Here is a 19,929-nt window from a genome sequence, read left to right as displayed (position 1 = left end):
CGCTACTATCTGGGGGACAATGCAGCACTTCAAGGCCTTGGCCGATCCGGTCAAGGAACGACTTTTCCATCTGCGGCCCGAGGTGCTGCGCCGTACCTCGGACCCGGGGCTGCTGGCGGTGGCATTGGGCGCCACTCTTTACACGCCTGCCACGAGAAGTGCCCTGGCGGAGGGCATCCGGAAGCAGGCCAGGGCCGGATGCCTGAGCACCGTCATTTGCCTCGAGGACGCCGTTCCCGACGCTGAAGTGCCCGCGGCGGAGGAGAACCTGCTCGCCGCCCTGACGGAACTGGACGGCATGGACGATCCGGGCGGGCTGCCGCTGATCTTCATCCGGTGCCGCACCCCCGAACAGCTGCTCGACGTCGGAAGGCGGGCCGGTGCAGCCCTGGACGTCGTATCTGGCTTCGTCCTGCCCAAGTTTGAGAATGAGACAGGCCGCGGCCGGGCCTTCCTGGAGGCGTTGCGGCTGTTGAACGAGGAATCCGGCCGCACGGCGGATCCGTACGCGCCGGCGCTGCGGGCCATGCCGATCATCGAGGACCTTTCGACAACCCATCTGGAGTCGCGGGTCCGTGTGCTGACGGACAACCTGGCCCTGGTCAAGGAGTTCCGCGGGCTGGTGCTCTGCGTCCGGATCGGTGCAACGGACATGTCCAGCGCCTTCGGGTTGCGGCGTTCCCGCGACCTGACGATCTACAACGTCAAGGTGGTGGCCAACATCATCGGCGACGTCGTGAATATCTTCGGCCGCCCGGACGACGGCTGGGTCATTTCCGGCCCGGTGTGGGAGCACTTCGCCAACACGGAACGGGTTCTGCGGCCCCAACTGCGGGCCACCCCCTTTGAGGCCATCAACGAGGGCGCACTCCGCCAACGGATCCTGATGGACAACCTGGACGGGCTCATCCGCGAGATCGAATTGGACCAGGCCAACGGGCTGCTCGGCAAGACCGTGATCCATCCCAGCCATGTGCCCGTGGTGCATTCCATGTGCGTTGTGAGCCATGAGGAGTACGTGGATGCCTTGGCCATTGCTGGGGATACCGGCGGCGGCGTGAAGGCCTCGCCATATGGCAACAAGATGAACGAGTCGAAGCCGCACCGGGCCTGGGCGGAGCGCACTTTGCTGCGTGCCCGGGCTTTCGGCGTCGCGAACCCCGGCGTAAGTTTCGTCGAACTCCTGGAAGCGAGCATGCGATGAGTGTTGTCCAGACGGACGTTTCCTGGACCGGCGGGTATGTCCGGGACGTCCTCGGCATCGGCGTGGCCACCGTCCCCGGGCGCTCCGTGCTGCCGGTCGAAGCCCTGGTCGGGGTGGCGCTGCGGCGTAACCCCAAGCGGGCCCATCTGCTCGTCTCCCGGGTTCTCGCCAAGCACATCCCCACCGAACCGGGGATCACGACATCGGCCGGCCGGCTGCTGGCCCTCCTGGTCCGGCAGGAACTTCAGGACGCCGCGGTCCCGGCCGCAGGCTCGGCGCCGCCCGCCGGGCCGCTCGGCGCCGTCATCGACGAGGCCGCGGCGAAGCTTGCGGGCCTCCTGGCCCCGGATCCTGCCGGCAACAGTGTTTCCGGCTCCTCCTGCGAGCGGGAAACCCGGCGGGCCAGGATGTCCGCCATCGCCGGTCTCGGTGAACTGCTCGACGCGCACCAGACAACACTTCCCGGCACCGTGACGATCGGTTATGCAGAAACCGCCACCGGGCTGGGGCAGCTTGTCGCCGGGCAGCTGGGAACGTACTACCTTCACTCCACCCGGCAGGCAGCGGGCGGCGAAGGGGTGGCGCCGTACGGAGCGTTCGAAGAGACGCATTCGCATGCCACCTCCCATCAGCTCCTGCCGACCAGCCGCGCAGCCCTGGACCTGGCCGGCACCGTGATCCTGGTGGACGACGAGCTGAGCACCGGTGCCACAATCGTCAATACCATCCGTGAACTTCACCGCACGGCCCCGCACCGCCGGTATGTCGTTGCGTCCCTCGTAGACCTGCGTTCGGCAGCAGACCGCGGAGGGCTTGACGCCCTCGCCGTCGAACTCGATACACGGATCAGCACCGTGGCCTTGGCGGACGGAAGGATCCGGTTACCGGGCACGCTTGCCGCGGATGCCTCGGAACTGATCCGCACCTTCCCGCCGCCTGCCGTCCCGCACCAAGGCCCGGCGGAAACCCCTGCGGGGCAGCTTCGGGTAGTGGACCTGAACGGCGCCGTCCCGCCCATCCGGAGCGCACGCTTCGGCGTCGCGGGGCGGCCCGATCCGCAGCAGGCGGCCGGGATCGCCGCTGCCCTCGCCGCCTCCATCGACGGCGGGGCGCTGCCCGGCAGCCGGCTCCTGGTGCTGGCCACCGAGGAATTCATGGCCCTCCCGCTGGCCGTCGCCGTCCGGCTGCAGGAGCTTTGCCCCGAGATCGACGTCCGCTATTCGACCAGCACACGGTCACCGATCGCGGCCCTGGACGAGCCGGACTATGCGATCCGTTCGGCTGTGGCGTTTTCCGGTGGTGACGATGCCGCGGACGGGCCAGGGCCCCGGTTCGCCTACAACTTTGGGCACCCTGAAGGGCTTTTCGACACCGTGGTGATCATGCCGGAGCCCGGGACTCCGGCCGCCGGGCTGACGGCGCCGGGCAGGATCGTGGAGGCCGTGGCGGGCACCCGCGCCGCCGTCGGGCTTGTGCTGCTTCCCCGCCAGGCGCCGTTCCCGGCGCCGCTTGCCGGCCCCGCCTTCGGCTCCTACGCCGCGGAGGACGTGCAATGGCTGCTCAAGGACCTGAGCTTCGCACAACTGGAGGCGCCGCCGGCCGAACGCGAAGCTGCAATCCAGTCCGGCAAGGCCAGTTACGCTGAATCGTTGCCGCAGGAATTCGAGCCCTCAGCCGAGTACCAGGCCCTCTTCCAGGCGGCGCTGGACAGCTCTGCGGCCCGGCTGGCGCACGCCGTCGGCACCCTCACGGAGCAGGTCCTGAAGCTCCGCAATGATACTCCGGTGCTTGTGTCCCTGGCGCGCGCCGGCACCCCGGTGGGGATCCTGATGAAGCGCTGGGCCCGGGAAGTCCACGGCCTGGACCTGCCGCACTATGCCATCAGCATCGTCCGCGGGCTCGGCATCGACCAGGCCGCCCTCGGTTACCTTGCCGCCCGCCACAGCCCGGAAAAGATCATGTTCGTCGACGCCTGGACCGGAAAAGGTGCGATCGCCCGCGAGCTTGAGTCCGCTGTCGGGCTCTTCCGGAAGACCGACGGCGCGGCGTTCCGGCCTGAGCTGGCGGTCCTCGCGGACCCGGGACACTGTGTGCGGATCTTCGGCACCCGGGAGGACTATCTCGTCCCTTCCGCCTGCCTGAATTCCACCGTCTCGGGCCTCGTGTCACGCACCGTCTTCAACGAGGAGCTGATCGCCCCAGGCGATTTCCACGGCGCCAAGTTCTACTCGCACCTGGCGGGCAGCGATGTTTCCAACGGTTTCCTGGACGCCGTCACGGCCCGTTTTCCGGAGGTGCGCGATGACGTCCTGGCGGCGGCGGCCGGCGCACCCGCGCAGCTGGAGGCGCTGCCGGAGGCTGACTGGTCGGGCTGGGCTGCCGTTGAAGGCATCAGCCGGAGCTTCGGCATCAACAACGTCAACCTGGTCAAGCCGGGCGTCGGCGAGACCACCCGGGTCCTCCTGCGGCGCGTGCCGTGGAAAGTGCTCATACGCCCGGACGCGATCCGCGACATCGCGCACGTGCTGCACCTGGCCGAACAGCGCGGCGTCGAAGTCCTGGAGGTCCCCGGCCTGCCCTACAGCTGTGTCGGCCTGATCCATCCGCTCCACACCCCGGGCGCGACAGGGGCCGACGGAAAGACCGTGATCGACGTATGAGCCCTCGCTCAAGCGCCGCACCGGTCATCCTGGCCAGCGATCTTGACCGCACCCTGATCTACTCGGCGAACTCCATGGCGCTGACGGGGAGCGACAACCTGGCGCCTAGGATGGTGGTCTCGGAGGTGTATGACGCGGCGCCGCTGTCCTTCATGACCCGGGCAGCCGAGGAGTTGCTTGCGGCGATCGTGGAGCAGGGCATCTTCGTGCCGGTAACCACCCGCACGCAGGCCCAGTTTGCCCGGGTACAGCTCCCCGGAGCAGGCCGCGGCTACGCCGTGACGAGCAACGGGGCCGTCCTGCTGTATGACGGCGAACCCGATCCTGGCTGGTCACACCACATCCGGCGGTCCCTGGCCGGGCATTGCGCCCCCCTGAGCGAGGTGCTGGCCCATCTCACCGGCAGCGCGGCAGTTCCCGGGATCCTGCGGGTCCGGACGGCCGAAGACGTCTTTCTGTACTCGATCGTCAACCGGCACGAACTCTCCGCCGGCTATCTCCAGGACCTTGCGGCCTGGTGCCATGAGCGCGGCTGGTCCACGTCCCTGCAGGGCCGCAAGCTGTACTGCGTGCCTGTGCCGGTCAGCAAGGAAACCGCCGTTGCCGAAGTCCGGCGGCGCAGCGGTGCCGGACTCCTCGTCGCCGCTGGCGACTCGCGGCTGGATGCCGGCCTCCTCGAACTGGCGGACATCGCGATCCGCCCCGCGCACGGGGAGTTGCACAGCGACGGCTTCGCCCGGGCGAACCTGATGGTGACGGCCGCGTCGGGCGTGCTGGCGGGGGAGGAGATCCTGCGGTTCATGAGCGGGGTCCTGGCGGAGTCGATGAGCCCCGTCGCCGGGGTGCCGGACGCCGCTACCCCAGCAGTGTGTTGAGCAGCCGGGCGGCGACTTTCGCGGTGCGGCCGTCGACGTCGTACTCCGGGTTCAGCTCCGCGATATCCAGGTGCAGCAGCTTCCCGCTCACGGCCACCTGGCGGCACACCGCGTTGATCACCGGCAGCGGGACGCCGTAGGCGGCCGGCGCGCTGACCCCGGGTGCCACCGACGCCGGCAGTACGTCCAGGTCGATGGTCAGGTACAGTGCGTCCACCTGCGCCAGGAAGGCCGCGACAAAAGCTCCCGAGGCCTCCGCCGAGCAGTCCTCGTCCAGCAGGTAGTCCACGCCGAGGTCATCGGCGGTGCGGAATAGTGCCCGGGTGTTGTTCGGCTCGGAAATCCCGACGACGGCGTACTTCAGTTCGCGGCCGGCGGCGGCTTCGGCGCGGGCCATCTGCAGGAACGGGGTGCCGGAACCGGGCACGGGTTCGTCGCGGAGGTCGAAGTGGGCGTCGAGGTTCAGCACGCCCACCCGCAGGCCCTCGCGGACCGCCAGGGAGCCGGCCACGCCCAGGTAGCTGGCGAATGCTGTCTCGTGGCCGCCGCCGAGCACCACGGGAAGCCTGCCGGCATCGAGCAGCCCGGTGATGGCCAGCCCGGCGCGCGCCTGCCCCGCCTCGAGGGCGTCCCCGGCCACGGTGACGTCGCCGGCGTCGTGCACCTCACGGTCCAAGTGGAACGCGAGCGGGCCGAGCGCGGCGCGGATGGCGGCAGGGGCAGCCGCGGCACCCGTGCGGCCCTTGTTGCGGCGCACTCCCGCGTCGCTGCCGAAGCCCAGGATGACGGCCGGGCGCGGGTGGTGCGTTCCGGGATGCGGGACGGGGTCCGTGCCAGGGAGCGTGCGCGGGCCGTAGGGGGTCACGGCCTGCCACCAGCGGCGATGCTCGGGGCCTTCGCCGTCGAACCTCCCGGTCCAGGGCTGCGGCGGGACATCAACGGTGATCATTGGGAAAGCCATGCTCCAAGCTCACCCCAGCCGGGGCCCTAAAACCAGCCGCGCCGCCGCCGGACTGTCCGAAATCCCGGAAACCACGTTAGTGGATCCCGAGCGCGGCCTCGATCGTGCCGATGCCGAAGAACAACAGGAATGCCGCGGCCACTACCCACATGAGCGGGTGCACGTCGCGGGCACGGCCCTGGACGGCGCGGATCAGGACGAAGGCGATGAAGCCGGCACCGAGGCCGTTGGCGATCGAGTAGGTGAACGGCATCAGCGTGAAGGTCAGGAACGCGGGGATCGCGATGCCCCAGTCCTGCCAGTCGATCTTGCCGACCTGGGAGACCATCATGAAGCCCACGACGACGAGGGCCGGCGCCACGGCCTCGAACGGGACAAGGTTGATCAACGGGGTGAAGAACATCGCGACGAGCAGCAGCAGTCCGGTGACGATCGAGGCCAGGCCAGTCCGGGCGCCTTCGCCGATGCCGGCGCCGGATTCGACGAAGATCTGGTTGGAGGAGACGGACGCGCCGCCGCCCACGATCGCGCCGAGCGCGTCAATCTGGAGCACGCGGTCGACGTTGGGAATGTTGCCGTCCTTGTCGATCGTGCCGGCCTCGGTGGCCAGGCCCACCATGGTGCCCATGGCGTCGAAGAAGATGCTCAGCAGGATCACGAAGGCGAGCAGCGCGGCGGCCACCACGCCGAGGTGTTCAAAGGCGCCGAACGGGTTGGCCTTGCCGATCAGGGACAGGTCCGGGGCGGCCCATTCGGTGAACTTGGGGGCCACCAGGGACCAGCCCTGCGGGTTGACGTTCTTGCCGTCGAAGCTGGGGCCGATGTGCAGCGTGAATTCCAGGATCACGGACAGGACCGTGGAGGTGATGATGCCGATCAGGATGCCGCCCCTGACCTTGCGGACCACGAGGGCGATGGTCAGGACCAGCCCGACCACAAACACGAGGGTGGGCCAGCCCAGCAGTTTGCCGTCGAAGCCCAGGCCGACCGGGACGGTGGTGCCGGCGACGTCCGGGATGCGGCGCACGAAGCCCGCGTTGACCAGTCCGATCAGGGCGATGAACAGGCCGATGCCGACGACGATCGCGGTCTTCAGGCCGTCCGGGACGGCCTTGAACACCGCGGTCCGGAAGCCGGTGAGGACCAGGAGCAGCATGGTGACGCCGGAGAGCATCACAAGGCCCATCATGTCCGGCCAGGTCAGGCCCGGGTTGGTGGCCACGGTGACGGCGGCGAAGGCATTGACGCCCAGGCCGGTTGCCAGCGCGAAGGGGTGCTTGGCCCAGGCACCCATGAGGATGGTGAGGATGCCGGCGACGAAGGCGGTGGCGGCCGCGACGGCCGGGAACCCGAGGGTGGCGCCGGAGGAATCTGCGCCGGAGAGGATCAGGGGATTCAGGACCACGATGTAGCTCATGGCGAAGAACGTGGCGAAACCGCCGCGGATTTCGCGCGAAAAGTTGGACCCCCGCTCGGAGATCTTGAAATACCGATCGAGTGCAGAGCCCTGCTTAAGCATTGGTCCTCCGGGGGTTGTGGGTGCTACCTGAATTCTATTGGCTGCCACCGCGGTGGCCCCGCGTTTTCGCCTAGTCTGTAAGGAAGACAACACTTAGGAGTAGCTTCTTCCATGCGCCCCATCCGACAGTTCCTGAGCGCACTGGCGGGCGCCGTGGTCCTTGCCTTCGTCCTGATGGGCGCCGCCGGCCCCGACCGGGCGGACGGGCCCCACCCCGTCGACGGAAGCTTCCCCTTCACCGTCACGGCAGGCGCAGCAGGTCCGACGGCGACGGCCGCCGTCCCCACGATGGGCACGCCCCAGCCGGGCACCACCGTCGCGCCGGAGAACGCGCCGAGCTCCGCTGAACCGTTCCCCTGGAGCCTGGTCATCTTCGTCGGAACGGCCGTGGGAATCCTGGTCGCCCTGGGCCTGATGGCCAAGCGGCGGCTGGACCCGGACGATGGAGCGGCTGGACCGGACAACGGAGGGGCTGAGCCGGGAAGCGGGTCTCCCGGGCATTAGCCCGGGTTAGGTGGACTGCCGGCCGCTCAGGCCGGCTCCGCGAGGGCGAAGCCTCCGGGCCCGACTGTTGGAATGCCATCGGGGTAGACCTTGGCGGAAATGGCGTGGCCCACGACTTTTGCCTGGCGGAGTACTTCCTTGGGCGTGGGGGTGATGAGTTGACCCACGCCTACCAGGTACATCCCGAGGGCATTCATGGCAGCCATCAGGTTCTGCCCCGCCGCCACGCCCAGGTCAGAGAGCATGCGGCGCAGTTGGCTGTGGGCGCAGCGGGTCAGGACGACGTGGTCCGCCAGGAGGACACCGCCCGGGGTGCGGATTGCCCATTGTTGGGTGGGGCCGCCGTCGCCGGCGTCGAGATGGTCCAGCTGCAGGGCCCGGATGTTGTTGCGGACATCGAGTTTGTGGTTCGTGGCATAGTTCCGTAGATGCCGAAGGATCTCATTGCGCTCCCGGAGGCTTGCGGCGTCCGCGGCGTCACAGCGCTGCAGGGACGAGGTGTTGGCCGGATGGCCTGCGCCCAGGATGTCCAGGCCGTCCACGATGATGGAGTCCACGCCGCGGCGCTGCAGTTCGCTGGCAACGGCCAGACCGGAGAGCCCCGTGCCGATGATGACGGCGTTGGTCCGTTCGATACCCCCATGGCTGGGCAAGCTCGACACCGCAGGGTCCCTCCTCGAATGGTTCCAGTCACGGGGCAGCGCCCCGTCCATGTCCTTTTGCCCCGGTCCTGAGGCTAGCCGGTTCCCGAGCCGCGTTCTGAAAGATGAGTCTCGGTTCAGCAATGCCTCGAACACTATCCAAGATTGTCCGCCGTGGATAGAGCCCGCGAAACATTCGCCGTGCCGGGGATTCGGCGTGTTTCCGGGCCGGAAGCATGGCGTTCCGGCGCAGCTGAACGCCGTGTTAACACTGGGTAAAACCTTCGCCGTGCCGCTGCCCCGGGGCTCCCGGACGCCAGCTTGCTTGTTCGCGGAGATCCGAGAATAGTTACGAAAATCAGGGGTTTCGCGCGCTGCTCACGGTCTGCGACGCCAGCGGACGCTGCCCGCGGAGACTTCTGGCAGAATAGCCGCAACATCAGGCAAGAATCGCGAGGAGGCGGACCCCATGGGCCGAGAACAGGTGCATCCGGACCCGGCAGGGGACGCCGGCGGCGGGTCTGCGGCGCCGCGGGGGATCGTGGTCGGCGTGGACGGCTCGGACCACAGCCATTGCGCCCTGGTCTGGGCCGCCCGGGAAGCCGAACGCCGGCACTCCCCGCTGCACATCGTGACCGCCTACTCGGTTCCGATCTTCGCCGCTTCAGGGCTCGACGGCGGCTACGCCACCGTGGACGATTCGGTGATCCGCGAAGGCGCGGAAGCCATCCTGAAGCAGGCCGTCGACAAGGTCGCCGGCTACAACATCGACGTCGACGCTTCGGTCGAGAACGGCGACGCTTCCGGCGTGCTGCTGGAAATGACCGAGACCGCCGAACTCCTCGTGTTTGGCACCCGCGGCCGCGGCGGCTTCGTGGGCCGGCTGCTCGGTTCCGTCAGCAGCGCACTTCCCGCCCACGCGAAATGCCCCACCGTCACCGTGCCGCTGATCTGCGCCGAACGTCTGGGGGAGACCACCGATGACAGGCATGTGAAGGCCGAGCAGGCGAAGTCCGGCCGGCTGCCGATCGAAAACGTCGTGGTGGTGGGCGTGGACGGTTCCGAGCAGGCCCGCGTGGCCGTGCTGGAGGCGGCCGCCCAGGCAGTGCGGCTGTCGGCGCCGCTGCGGCTGGTGTGCGCCGTGCCGCAATACAGCGGTTCGCTGGCCTGGGTGCCCGCACCAATGGACCGCGAGGCGCTTTTCGCTGACATCAAGGTCCAGCTCGACGCCGGTGTGGCCTGGGTGAAGAGCCATTTTCCGGGCCTGCAGGTTCAGACGCAGCTCGTGGACGGCTCGCCCGTGGACATCCTCGTCGAGGCCAGCCGCCATGTGGAGCTCGTCGTCGTCGGAACCCGCGGACGCGGGGGATTCACCGGGATGCTCCTGGGCTCCACCTCCGACGGCATCCTGCACCACTCGAAGGGCCCCGTCATGGTGGTCCCGGACCGCGATGATCCGCGGCTGGCAGACCGGCCGGGATTCGGCCCGATGCCCGGCGCCTCCTAGCGCCCGCATCGGCGCCCAAGGGACGGCCAGCAGGTGGAGCAGCTCAATTCGCCCGGGACAGGCCGGGGCGGGCCGGTCCTGGCGCTGGAGCTGCTCAGCCAGGACCTGGTGCCTGTGGCCGGCGGCAAGGCGGCCAACCTGGGCGAACTGCTGCGCGCGGGCCTGCCGGTTCCCGGCGGGTTCTGCCTGACCACGCACGCCTACCGGCGCGCCATGGCGCCCGCGGGGCTCGGGGAAACCCACCGTGCCCTCGCCGCCTGCGCCCCTGGCGATCTCCCGGCGCTGGCCGCACTGGCGGCCACGGCCCGCGGCCTGGTCCTGGCCGCCGAGGTTCCGGCGGAGATTGCCGACGCCGTCCGTGCCGCCTATGCGGCGCTGGGGACCGAAGCCGCCGTCGCGGTCAGATCGTCCGCCACCGCCGAGGACCTGGCGTTCGCCAGCTTCGCCGGACAGCAGGACACCTTCCTGAACGTGGTGGGCGCGGAGGCGGTGCTGGCCGCGGTCCGGCAGTGCTGGGCCTCGCTGTGGACGGACCGGGCCGTGGCGTACCGTGCCGCCCAGGGGATCGGCCCCGCTACGGTGTCGCTGGCGGTGGTGGTCCAGCGCATGGTGGATGCGGCCGTCGCCGGCGTGCTCTTCACGGCGAACCCGGTGACCGGCCGGCGGCACGAGGCGGTCATCGATGCCAGCCCGGGACTGGGCGAGGCGGTGGTCTCCGGTGCCGTCAACCCGGACCACTTTGTGGTGGACGGCGCCACACGCAGGGTCCTGGAGTGCCGGATCGGGGACAAGGGCGTTGCCATCCGGCCGCTGCCCGGCGGCGGAACCGAACGTGTCGACCAGCCGGATGCGCGGTTCCAGCCGTGCCTGGATGACGCCCAGCTCGCTGCCCTGGAGCTGCTGGGCCGGCGTGCCGAGCTGCACTTCGGCTCGCCGCAGGACCTCGAGTGGGCGATCGACGGGGACGGCAGGGCGTGGCTGACACAGTCCCGGCCGATTACGACGCTCTACCCCCTTCCGGAGAAGCCGCCGCCAGGCACGGAGGTCCGCGTCTACCTCTGCTTCAGCCTGGCGCAGGGACTGACCCGTCCGCTGACCCCGATGGGCCTGGCCGGCATCCGGCTGATCGCCTCCTCGGTTGCCCTGGCGGCCCGGTTCCAGGTGCCGGAGCCGCGCGAGGGACCCGCCCCGTACGCCCAGGCCGGGCAGCGCATCTTCTTCGACCTCACGCCCGTGGTCCGGAGCAGGATCGGCCGTGCGATCGTTCCCCGGGTGTTCGACGTTATGGAGTCCCGGTCCGCCGCCGTGCTGCGGCGGCTCTTTGCCGATCCGCGGTTTTCCGTGACGATCACGTCACCGTGGCCGCTGCTCCGTCACCTGGCGCCGGTGGCGGCCCGGTTCAGGGTGCCCGAGTCCCTGGCCCGGGCCCTTTTCCGGCCGGAGGCGGCACTGAAGCGGGCCGAACGGGTCGGCGAGGAGCTCCGGACCGCACTCGTGGTGCCTGCCGGCGCCACGGCCGCACAACGGCTGGACCACGCCGAGCGCATCCTGGGCACGGAGGTTTTTCCGGTGGTTCCCACCATCCTGCCGCTCCCGGCGCTGGGCTTCGCCCTGCTGGCCGTGGCCGGAAAACTCGTGGGGCGCGGGCTGGAACCGGGAGAGCTGCAGGCGGTCCTGAGGGGGGTGCCCAACAATGTGACCACCGAGATGGACCTCCACCTCTGGCGGCTCGCGGCGGCCATCCGCGCCCATCCGGAATCGGCCGCGGTACTCGCCGGCCAGCCCCTGCCGGAGCTGGTGCGCCGCTACCGTTCCGGTGGCCTGCCCGCCGTCGTGCAGTCCGGGCTGGCGGGTTTCCTGAGCCGCTACGGCCACCGGGCCGTTGCCGAAATAGACCTCGGCATGCCACGCTGGTCGGATGATCCGGCGCACATTCTTGGCGTCCTGGCCAATTACCTGCGGCTGGATGATCCCGCGCTGGCGCCGGACAAGCAGTTCAGCAAGGCAGTGCGCGAGGCGGATGCCCAGGTCGAACGGCTCATCGCCGCGGCGCGGGAACGGAGCAGGCTGCGGGCAGGCCTGGTCCGGGCTGCGCTGAAACGGACCCGGATGTTCGCCGGGCTGCGCGAACTGCCGAAGTACTACCTCGTCGAGGCGCTGGCGGCAGTACGGGAACAGCTCGCCGCCGTGGGAGCCGAACTGGCCGCGGCCGGGCGCCTCGACGCGCAGGACGACGTCTTCTTCCTGGACCTCGGCGAAGCACGGCTGGGCTTGGAGGGCAAAAAGCTGCAGGACATCGTGGCGGGGCGGCGCGACGCGTACGAGGCCGAACTGGGCCGCCGGCACATCCCCCGGGTGCTGCTTTCCGACGGCACAGAGCCCGAGGCGCTGCAGTCCGCCGGCGCCGGCGGCCGGGCCTCCGCGGCGGCGGGCGTCCTGTCCGGCACGCCCGCCTCGGCCGGCACCGCCACGGCCAGGGCGCGCGTGATCCTGGACCCGCAAGGGGCGCACCTGGAGCCCGGCGAAATCCTGGTGGCGCCGTCCACGGATCCCGGCTGGACCCCGCTGTTCCTGACCGCCGGCGGACTCGTGATGGAGATGGGCGGGCCCAACTCACACGGCGCCGTCGTCGCCCGCGAATACGGGATTCCGGCGGTGGTGGGCGTGCCGGACGCCACGGCCAGGATTGTCACCGGAGACAGCGTCACGGTCGACGGCGCCGCCGGCACCGTGACGCCGGTGCGGCACCCCACGGAGGGGTGATGCAGCCCCCATCCAGGCGTACTGTTGAACTATGAGCTGCAATGTTGGAGCGAGTTGTGGAGCGAGGCCGTGATGACCCGCAAATGGCTGCGCTGGCTGCCCGCCGTGGCCGTACCCGCCGTGATCGCCGCCGGGGTCCTGACGGGCTCGCTTCCCGCGAGCGCCGGGGATCCGTTGCCGCCCAAATCGCCGGAGCAGGTGCTGCAGCTGGTGGCCCAGCACCACAAGCAGGCACTCTCCGGGACCCTGGAGCAGAGCTCGGACATCGGGCTGCCGGAACTCCCCAAGACGGCACCCGGTGCAGGCTCACCGGACACCGCCTGGCTTGAGCTGCTGGCCGGGCCGCACACCGCCCGGATCTACTCGGACGGCGCGGACAGTGCCCGCATCCAGATGATGGACCGGATGGCTGAACGGAACGCCGTCCGGAACGGCAACGAACTGTGGTTCTACAACTCCCAGGACAACACCGCGGCGCACGTCCAGCTGCCGGCCGACGCGGCCGGGCGCCAGGAGTCAGCCAAGGCCCTCATGCCGACCCCCGAAGAGCTCGCCGCCAAGCTGCTGGCCACCCTCGATCCGAGCACCGACGTGGCTGTCGGTGCGGATGTCCAGGTGGCTGGACGGGCCGCGTACAACCTGGTGCTCACCCCCAAATCCTCGGCCACCCTCCTGGCGTCCATCGCGATTTCCGTTGACGGCCAGAGCGGCCTCCCGCTGGGCGTCGAGGTGAAAGCCCGCGGGCAGGCCGATCCCGCCTTCCGGATCGCCTTTACGAGCCTCAAGCTCGAAGCCCCGGACGCCTCCATCTTCCAGTTCACCCCGCCGCCCGGTGCCACCGTCAAGGAGATCCCGGTTCCGGAGCATAAGTCCGACGCCGCCACGCCGCGGCCGGACACGGAGCACAAGGACGCCGGCAGGCACGCCGTGACCGGAACCGGCTGGGAATCCGTCATCGAATTCCAGGCCCCCGCGGACAAGACCCCGGCCGGTAAGGCCCCCGCGGACAAAGCCCAGCCGGGCGGGCAGTCCGGAGCGGCTGCGCTGCTCCGGCAGGCCACGGTCCCCGTCTCCGGCGGCCGGCTGCTGACCACCTCGCTGGTGAACGTGCTGATCCTCGACGACGGCCGCATCTTCGCCGGCTCCGTGCCCCTGGAGCGGCTCCAGGCCGCAGCAGCGCAGCGGTAACTGCCCGTGACCGCCGAATGACCGCCGCCGCGCCGGCTGCCGAACTGAGCATCGAGACCACCGGCCTCAGCAAGCGGTTCGGCCACCAGTTGGCCGTCGACGGCGTCGACCTGGCCGTGCCGAAAGGCTCGGTCTTCGGCTTCCTGGGCCCAAACGGCTCGGGCAAGACCACCACCATCCGGCTGATGCTGGGCCTGGCCTCCGCCACCGGCGGCTCCGTGCGCCTCCTTGGCCAGGAGATGCCGCGGCGGCTGCATGAGGTGCTGCCCCGGGTGGGGGCCCTCGTCGAGGGCCCGGCGTTCTATCCCTTTCTCTCCGGCGCGGCCAACCTGCACCGCCTGGACGCGGCGGACCGCTACGTATCCGCCGCCACCCGGCGGGACCGGGTCCACTCGGCGCTGGAGCGGGTGGGCCTGACGCATGCCGCGGACAAGAAGGTCCGGGCCTACTCCCTGGGCATGAAGCAGCGGCTGGGGATCGCGAACGCATTGCTGGCTCCGCGGGAGCTGCTGGTGCTGGACGAGCCCACCAACGGACTGGATCCGCAGGGAACCCGGGAGGTGCGCAGCCTGGTGCGCTCGCTCGCCGCCGACGGCGCCACCGTGTTCGTCTCCAGCCATCTGCTGGCCGAGGTGGAACAGATCTGCACGCACGCGGCCATCATGAGCGCGGGCCGGCTTGTGGCGCAGGGGACCCTGGCGGAGCTGCGCCAGGCGGGACAGGCCCGGATCCGTGTGCTGACCCCGGATCCGGGAGCCGCGATGCAGGTCCTGGCGGGTCTGGGGCTGACTGCCATTGCCGAAAATGGAGTCGGGAGTCCACGCAGCGGTCCGGCCGGCGGCACAGCCAACGGATCCGCCGGTGCCGTGCTGTTCGCGCCGCTGCCGGCTTTCGCCCCCGACGGCGGCGCTGACGACGGCGGTCCGGCTCCCGAAGCGGTCGTGGCCGCCCTCGTCGCGGCCGGTGTCCGGGTCCGGGGTTTCGCCACGGAGCAAGTCAGCCTCGAGGAGCGCTTCGTGGCACTGACAGGGGAGGGGTTCGACGTTGTCCAGTAAGGCATCCGCCGCGGCTTCCCCGGAACCTCCCGCCGTGGCCTCCCGCCAGGCCGCAACGCAGGCCTCCCCGCGGCGCCGTCCCTGGGCCGGGGGACTGCTCGCCTCCGAGCTGGGGGTACTTTTCCGCCGCCGCCGGACGTGGGCCATGCTGTGCGCCCTGGCGGCCATCCCCATCCTGATCGCCGTGGCCGTGCGGGTGTCCTCCGCCGTGCCGCCGGGCCGCGGGCCGGCCTTCCTGGACCGGATCACCCAGAACGGCCTGTTCGTCGGCGTCACGGCACTGCTGGTGTCCGTCCCGTTGTTCCTGCCGCTGACGGTCGGGGTGGTGGCCGGCGACACGATAGCAGGGGAGGCCGGGCTGGGGACCCTGCGCTACCTCCTGGTGGCACCGGCGGGGCGGGTCCGGCTGCTGCTTGTGAAGTATGCCGGTGCGGCGGTCTTCGTCGTCGTGGCACCGCTGCTGGTGGCGCTGGTCGGGGCCGGGATCGGTGCGGCGCTCTTCCCCGTCGGGCCGGTCACGCTGCTTTCCGGGGACACGATCGGGGCCGGCGGGGCCATGGTGCGGCTGCTGCTGATTGCCGCGTACCTTGCCGTTTCCCTGCTGGGGCTCTCGGCGATTGGCCTGTTTCTCTCCACGCTCACGGACGTGCCGGTGGGGGCCATGGCGGCTACCGTGGTGCTTTCGGTGGTCTCGCAGGTGATGGATGCGCTGCCGCAGCTGGAGTGGCTGCACCCCTGGTTGTTCACCCACTACTGGCTGGACTTCGCGGACCTGCTCCGCCAGCCCATTGCCGGGGACTCCTTCGCCAGCAACGCCCTGTTACAGGCAGGGTACATCGCGGCCTTCGGGGCGCTCGCCTACGGCAAGTTCGTCACCAAGGACGTGCTCTCCTGACGGCTTCCGGAGGCTGCGTCCGGCGCGCCGTCAGTACCGGGCGGCGTAGGGGTGCAGCTGCATCCCGGCCATGGAGGCGATGTCCGTCACGGTAAGGCCGGCTTCCGGGTTCAGGGCCTGGACCACCCGGCCGCCGCCAAGGTAGATGGCCACGTGGTAGAAATCCGGGGCCGCGCCCCACACCAGCAGGTCACCGGGCTGGGCCTGGGAGATGGGCACGTGCACCGGGGCCTGGGCGAATTGTTGGGCGGCCGTGCGCGGAAGGTATTTCCCGGCCGCGGCGAACGCGTTCTGTACCAGGCCCGAGCAGTCGAAGCCATAAGCTCCGGTGCCGCCGTACTGGTAGAAGTAGGGCGAGCCGACCTTCGACAAGGCCACCGAGACAGCTGACTGGTTGGACCCGCCGGGCACCGGGGCCGGAACAGGCACCGGCGCGGGTACAGGATCCGGCGCCGGCACCGGGGCCGGCGCAGGAACGGGCGCAGGGGCAGGATCGGGTGCCGGGGCAACCAGGGCCGGCGCAACCGGCTCCGGAACGGCCACGACGGCGGGCCCCGGCCGTGCAGGCCCGGCGGCAGGCGCCTGGGCTGCCGGGACGGATGGATTCCCCGGGGCCGGCTGCGGGGCAGCGTTCTGGGTGGCCGCCGCGGTGACCGCCGCGAGCCGCTCCTGCTGGCGCTGGCGGTCCAAGGCGTCCACCCGGGCGGATTCTAGGGCGACGGTGGTGTTCTTCAGGCTTGCAAGCTGGTCCACCAGCACGGTCCGTTGCGCCGTGGCCTCGGACACGGCCTTCCGCTGCGCATCGCTGGCGCGCTCGGCGTCGGCCTTGCGCGATTCCGCCTCGCGGGCGGCGTCATCCGCGGCCCGGTTGGCGTCGGCGGCGGCAGCCGTGAGCGACTCGGCGGCTGCCGCGGCGGTTTCCGCGGACTGGAAGGCCCGGCTGCGGCCGGCGGTCACGGCCTCGAGTGTCGCCGCGTCCTGCAGCGCCTGTCCGGTGCCGCTGACAAGGCTGCTCAAGGCCGGATTCAGCCCGCCGTTGCGGTAGAGCTCCCCAGCCAACTGGCCGATCTGCTTGTGTGTCTTCTGCTGCTCCGCGCCGGCCGCCGCGGCCTTGGCGGCGGCGACTGCGGCCGCATCCCGCCGGGACTGGAGCTCCACGAGGGCATCGCCGTAGGCGTTGTTGGCCTGCAGGGAGGCGGCGAGGCTGGCGTCCTGGGCGGCGGCGGCATCCGCCAGGAGCCGGTCGATCCGGCTGACCTGGTCCGCCGTCGCGCTTTCACTGGCCTTGGCCGCGGCGATCTCATCCGGGGAGGGGATCTCGGGCGACGCCGGTACACCCAACGCCGCGGCCTGAACGCTCAGGGATGCCGGGGCGGCAGAGGCCTGCGCCGGCAGCACCAGGGTGCCCAAGAGCACGACGGCGGTGCAGAGCACGGCGCTCTTTCGGCCGGATCCGGTCCAAGTCATGGGCAAACCTCGCTGCAACGTCAGGCTGGAATGAGCGAGGTTGGATTCTGGCGCGTGAAAAAGCCCCTCTGCGGATCACCCAGCAGGGATGACGCTACTTGCCATTTGCCACTCTGGCAACAATGGTCACATCAATAACATAAACAACAATGATGTTATTTGGCCACACCGGCCGACGGCGTGTTGGGTCCCGGCGGAGCCGTTTATGCCCGCCATCCGGCCACGGACGGGGGTCCCGGAGCGGCCTCAGGCGTGCTGGCGGGCCTCATGCTCCGAGTGGGTGGCGGGCTCCAGCTGGAAGGTGCAGTGTTCGGTGTCGAAGTGCGAGCCGAGGCAGCTGCCCAGCTTATCCAGCACCCGGTCCGCACCGCGTGCGCCCAGCGCCGCGTCCTCCACCACCACATGGGCGGAGAAAACCGGAACGCCGGAGGTGATGGTCCAGATGTGGATGTCGTGGACGGACACCACTCCCTCCACGGCGAGGATGTGTTCGCGGATCATCCGGACGTCCACGCCCTTGGGGGTCGCCTCGAGGAGCACATCCACCACGTCGCGGAGCAGGTGCCAGGCCCGCGGCAGGATCATCACGGCGATGAGGAGGGAAGCGACGGTGTCCGCGGCCTGGATCCCGGTGACCATGATGACGATCGCCGCGGCGATGACAGCGAAGGAGCCGAGCAGGTCGCCCAGGACTTCAAGATAGGCACCCCGCACGTTCAGGCTTTCCTTCTGGGCTCCGCGAAGGATCAGCAGCGACACCAGGTTCGCGACGGCGCCAAGGACGGCGGCGAAGAGCATGACGTCGGTGTGCACTTCGGGCGCCGAGCCGAGCCGCCGGATGGCCTCCGTGAAGATGACCACTGAGATCACGATCAGGACCAGCGCGTTGGCCAGCGCGGCCAGCACTTCGGCGCGCTGGTAGCCGTAGGTGCGCTGGTCGCTCGCGGGCCGGGCGGCGATCCAGGCGGCCAGCAGGGCGATGAAGACGCCGGCGGCGTCGGAAAGCATGTGCCCGGCGTCGGCGAGCAGCGCCAGCGAGCCGGACACGAGGGCGCCGGCGATCTGGATCAGCACGACGGCGAGGGTGATGCACAGGACGGCGACCAGGCGCTTGCGGTGTTTCCCTGTGGCCGTGATCCCATGCGAGTGGCTGTGGTCGTGTCCCATGCCTCTAAGGCTAGCCCCAGCCGAGCTCGTGCAGGCGCTCGTCGCTGATGCCGAAATGGTGCGCAACCTCGTGGACCACCGTGACGGTGACTTCCTCGATCACGTCCTCACGGGAGTCGCAGATCTCCAGGATCGGCAGTCGGTAGATGGTGATGCGGTCCGGCAGCGAGCCGGCGTCCCACCAGGAGTCCCGTTCGGTCAGCGGCACGCCCTCATAGAGTCCCAGCAGCACCGTGTCCGGATCCTCGCCCGGCTGCGGCGTGTAGTCGTCCTCGATGAAGACGGCCACGTTGTTCATGGTCTTCGCCAGCTCCGGCGGGATCCGGTCCAGGGCATCCGTCACCGCGGACTCGAACTGGTCTTCAGACATGGGGAACGGCATCGGGAATGGCCCGTCGTCGGGGCCGTCCCCGCCGTCCGGAACGATCGGAAGTCCGGGAGGCAGTGAAGCGGGCATACCCAGAACTCTATGCCCTGCTGCCAGCCGCCTGGGCTAGCGCGACCGGCGCCGCGTCAGCCCCACTCCCAGCAGGCAGATGGCCCCGCCGACCAGGCCCCAGATGGTGGGGATTTCACCCAGCACGAGCCAGGAGATCAGGATCGTCGTGCCGGGCACCAGATAGGTGGTGGCGGCGAGCCGGCCGGCGTCGATCAGGGACAGCGCATACGCCCAGGTGGTGAAGGCGATGGCCGTGGGGAAGACGCCGAGATAGGCAAGTCCCAGGGTGGCCGGCAGCGGGGCCGCCTGCAGCTCGGTGATCAGCTGGCCGGCGAAGGGCAGGCAGCACACCGCGCCGACCATGATCCCGAACCAGGTGGCCTGCGCAGCAGGGAACTTCCGCAGCACCGGCTTCTGGACGATCACACTCACCGCGGCGAGGGCCGCCGCGAGGAGGCAGAGCAGCACGCCGGCCACGTCCGCCGTCGAGCGCTGGCCGGAACCGAGCGCGATCACGGCGACCCCGCCAAACGCGACGAGGCTTCCGATGATCAGCCAGCGCGGGAACCCCTCCTTCAGGATGAGGCCGGCCATGACCGCAACCAGGATGGGGTTGACGTTGATCAGCAGGGCCGCGGTGCCGGCGTCCAGGAGATGCTCGGCGGCGTTCAGCGCGACGTTATAGCCGCCGAACCACATCACGCCGTACACCAGGATGGGCCACCATTCGCGGCCCCTGGGCAGATTATTGTTCTTCCGGAGTTGTGGCAGCACCACGAGGCCCAACACGACCGCGGCAACCGCCAGCCGGCCGAGGGTCAGGGGGCCGGGGGAGAAGCTGGGCCCGACGGCCCGGATGCCCACAAAGGCGGAAGCCCACAGCACCACCGTGACGACGACGGCGGCGAGGCCGAGCCTGCTGATCTGGCCGGGCGGGGCGGAGCGGTCGGGGTGGACGGAGGTGGCAGGGCCCGGTGGCACTTCGTGGGTGCGATCCGGCTGCGTGGGGCCTGTATCGGCGGTTGTTGCCATGCTGTCAATCTAGCCTTCCCGGTGTCGCGGCGGCTGGCGGAAATCGGTCACG

Annotated in this window: 16 protein-coding genes; 9 read left to right on the top strand and 7 right to left on the bottom strand. The window is 70.0% G+C overall.

The annotated features are described in order from the left end of the window. The first annotated feature begins 19 nt into the window (after positions 1–19). From E5206_RS01445 to E5206_RS01435, 3 genes are read left to right on the top strand one after another with little or no spacing between them, the layout of a single operon-like run. A complete protein-coding gene (locus E5206_RS01445) occupies positions 20–1,204 on the top strand; it encodes an HpcH/HpaI aldolase/citrate lyase family protein (protein WP_136320928.1) in 1,185 nt (394 codons plus the stop codon). Continuing rightward, positions 1,201–3,864, top strand: a complete 2,664-nt coding sequence (locus E5206_RS01440; RefSeq protein ID WP_136320927.1) for a phosphoribosyltransferase domain-containing protein — start codon at positions 1,201–1,203, stop codon at positions 3,862–3,864. The genes E5206_RS01445 and E5206_RS01440 overlap by 4 nt, the downstream gene beginning before the upstream one ends. Continuing rightward, positions 3,861–4,739, top strand: coding sequence for an HAD family hydrolase (locus E5206_RS01435; RefSeq protein ID WP_136320926.1), 879 nt, complete (start codon positions 3,861–3,863; stop codon positions 4,737–4,739). Before E5206_RS01440 ends, E5206_RS01435 begins: the two co-directional genes overlap by 4 nt. Here the strand turns inward: E5206_RS01435 and hutG are convergent. Next, a complete protein-coding gene (gene hutG, locus E5206_RS01430) occupies positions 4,720–5,700 on the bottom strand; it encodes a formimidoylglutamase (RefSeq protein ID WP_136320925.1) in 981 nt (326 codons plus the stop codon). The two genes, E5206_RS01435 and hutG, sit on opposite strands and share 20 nt — an antisense overlap. Before the next feature lie 76 nt (positions 5,701–5,776). After that, positions 5,777–7,219 carry an NCS2 family permease gene (locus E5206_RS01425; protein ID WP_136320924.1) on the bottom strand — a complete coding sequence of 481 codons (1,443 nt, stop codon included), beginning with the start codon at positions 7,217–7,219 and terminating at the stop codon, positions 5,777–5,779. A gap of 111 nt (positions 7,220–7,330) precedes the next feature. Between E5206_RS01425 and E5206_RS01420 the strand changes: the two genes are divergently transcribed. Continuing rightward, on the top strand, positions 7,331–7,723 hold the full coding sequence (locus E5206_RS01420) for a hypothetical protein (RefSeq protein WP_136320923.1): 393 nt from the start codon (positions 7,331–7,333) through the stop codon (positions 7,721–7,723). A gap of 26 nt (positions 7,724–7,749) precedes the next feature. Here the strand turns inward: E5206_RS01420 and E5206_RS01415 are convergent, their stop codons facing one another. Next, entirely contained in the window at positions 7,750–8,385 is a 636-nt protein-coding gene (locus E5206_RS01415; RefSeq protein WP_136320922.1) for an NAD(P)-binding protein, read from the bottom strand. A 448-nt stretch (positions 8,386–8,833) separates the two neighbouring features. On the opposite strand from E5206_RS01415, the gene E5206_RS01410 reads away from it, so the two are divergent. The 5 genes from E5206_RS01410 (at position 8,834) to E5206_RS01390 (ending at position 15,772) form a co-directional block, all read left to right on the top strand. After that, positions 8,834–9,871 (top strand): universal stress protein, encoded by a 1,038-nt coding sequence (locus E5206_RS01410; protein WP_136320921.1) that lies wholly within the window; start codon positions 8,834–8,836, stop codon positions 9,869–9,871. A 33-nt stretch (positions 9,872–9,904) separates the two neighbouring features. Next, on the top strand, positions 9,905–12,634 hold the full coding sequence (locus E5206_RS01405; RefSeq protein ID WP_136320920.1) for a PEP/pyruvate-binding domain-containing protein: 2,730 nt from the start codon (positions 9,905–9,907) through the stop codon (positions 12,632–12,634). Between the two features lie 72 nt (positions 12,635–12,706). Further along, positions 12,707–13,822, top strand: coding sequence for a hypothetical protein (locus E5206_RS01400; RefSeq protein WP_136323905.1), 1,116 nt, complete (start codon positions 12,707–12,709; stop codon positions 13,820–13,822). Positions 13,823–13,839: 17 nt separating this feature from the next. Then, positions 13,840–14,877, top strand: coding sequence for an ATP-binding cassette domain-containing protein (locus E5206_RS01395; protein WP_136320919.1), 1,038 nt, complete (start codon positions 13,840–13,842; stop codon positions 14,875–14,877). A gap of 145 nt (positions 14,878–15,022) precedes the next feature. Further along, positions 15,023–15,772 carry an ABC transporter permease subunit gene (locus E5206_RS01390; protein ID WP_240690097.1) on the top strand — a complete coding sequence of 250 codons (750 nt, stop codon included), beginning with the start codon at positions 15,023–15,025 and terminating at the stop codon, positions 15,770–15,772. A 30-nt stretch (positions 15,773–15,802) separates the two neighbouring features. Here E5206_RS01390 and E5206_RS01385 read toward each other — a convergent pair whose 3' ends face one another. The 4 genes from E5206_RS01385 to E5206_RS01370 form a co-directional block, all read right to left on the bottom strand. Beyond that, complete coding sequence (locus tag E5206_RS01385) at positions 15,803–17,239, bottom strand: C40 family peptidase (protein WP_136320918.1); 1,437 nt, start codon at positions 17,237–17,239, stop codon at positions 15,803–15,805. A gap of 246 nt (positions 17,240–17,485) precedes the next feature. After that, positions 17,486–18,406 (bottom strand): cation diffusion facilitator family transporter, encoded by a 921-nt coding sequence (locus E5206_RS01380; protein ID WP_136320917.1) that lies wholly within the window; start codon positions 18,404–18,406, stop codon positions 17,486–17,488. Between the two features lie 10 nt (positions 18,407–18,416). Beyond that, a complete protein-coding gene (locus E5206_RS01375; protein ID WP_136320916.1) occupies positions 18,417–18,863 on the bottom strand; it encodes a metallopeptidase family protein in 447 nt (148 codons plus the stop codon). 36 nt (positions 18,864–18,899) lie between these two features. After that, positions 18,900–19,877, bottom strand: coding sequence for a DMT family transporter (locus E5206_RS01370; RefSeq protein WP_136320915.1), 978 nt, complete (start codon positions 19,875–19,877; stop codon positions 18,900–18,902). Between the last annotated feature and the right edge of the window lie 52 nt (positions 19,878–19,929).

This window comes from Arthrobacter sp. PAMC25564 (genome assembly GCF_004798705.1).
Taxonomy (GTDB): Bacteria; Actinomycetota; Actinomycetes; order Actinomycetales; family Micrococcaceae; genus Arthrobacter.
This window is presented reverse-complemented; position numbering and strand designations above follow the sequence as displayed.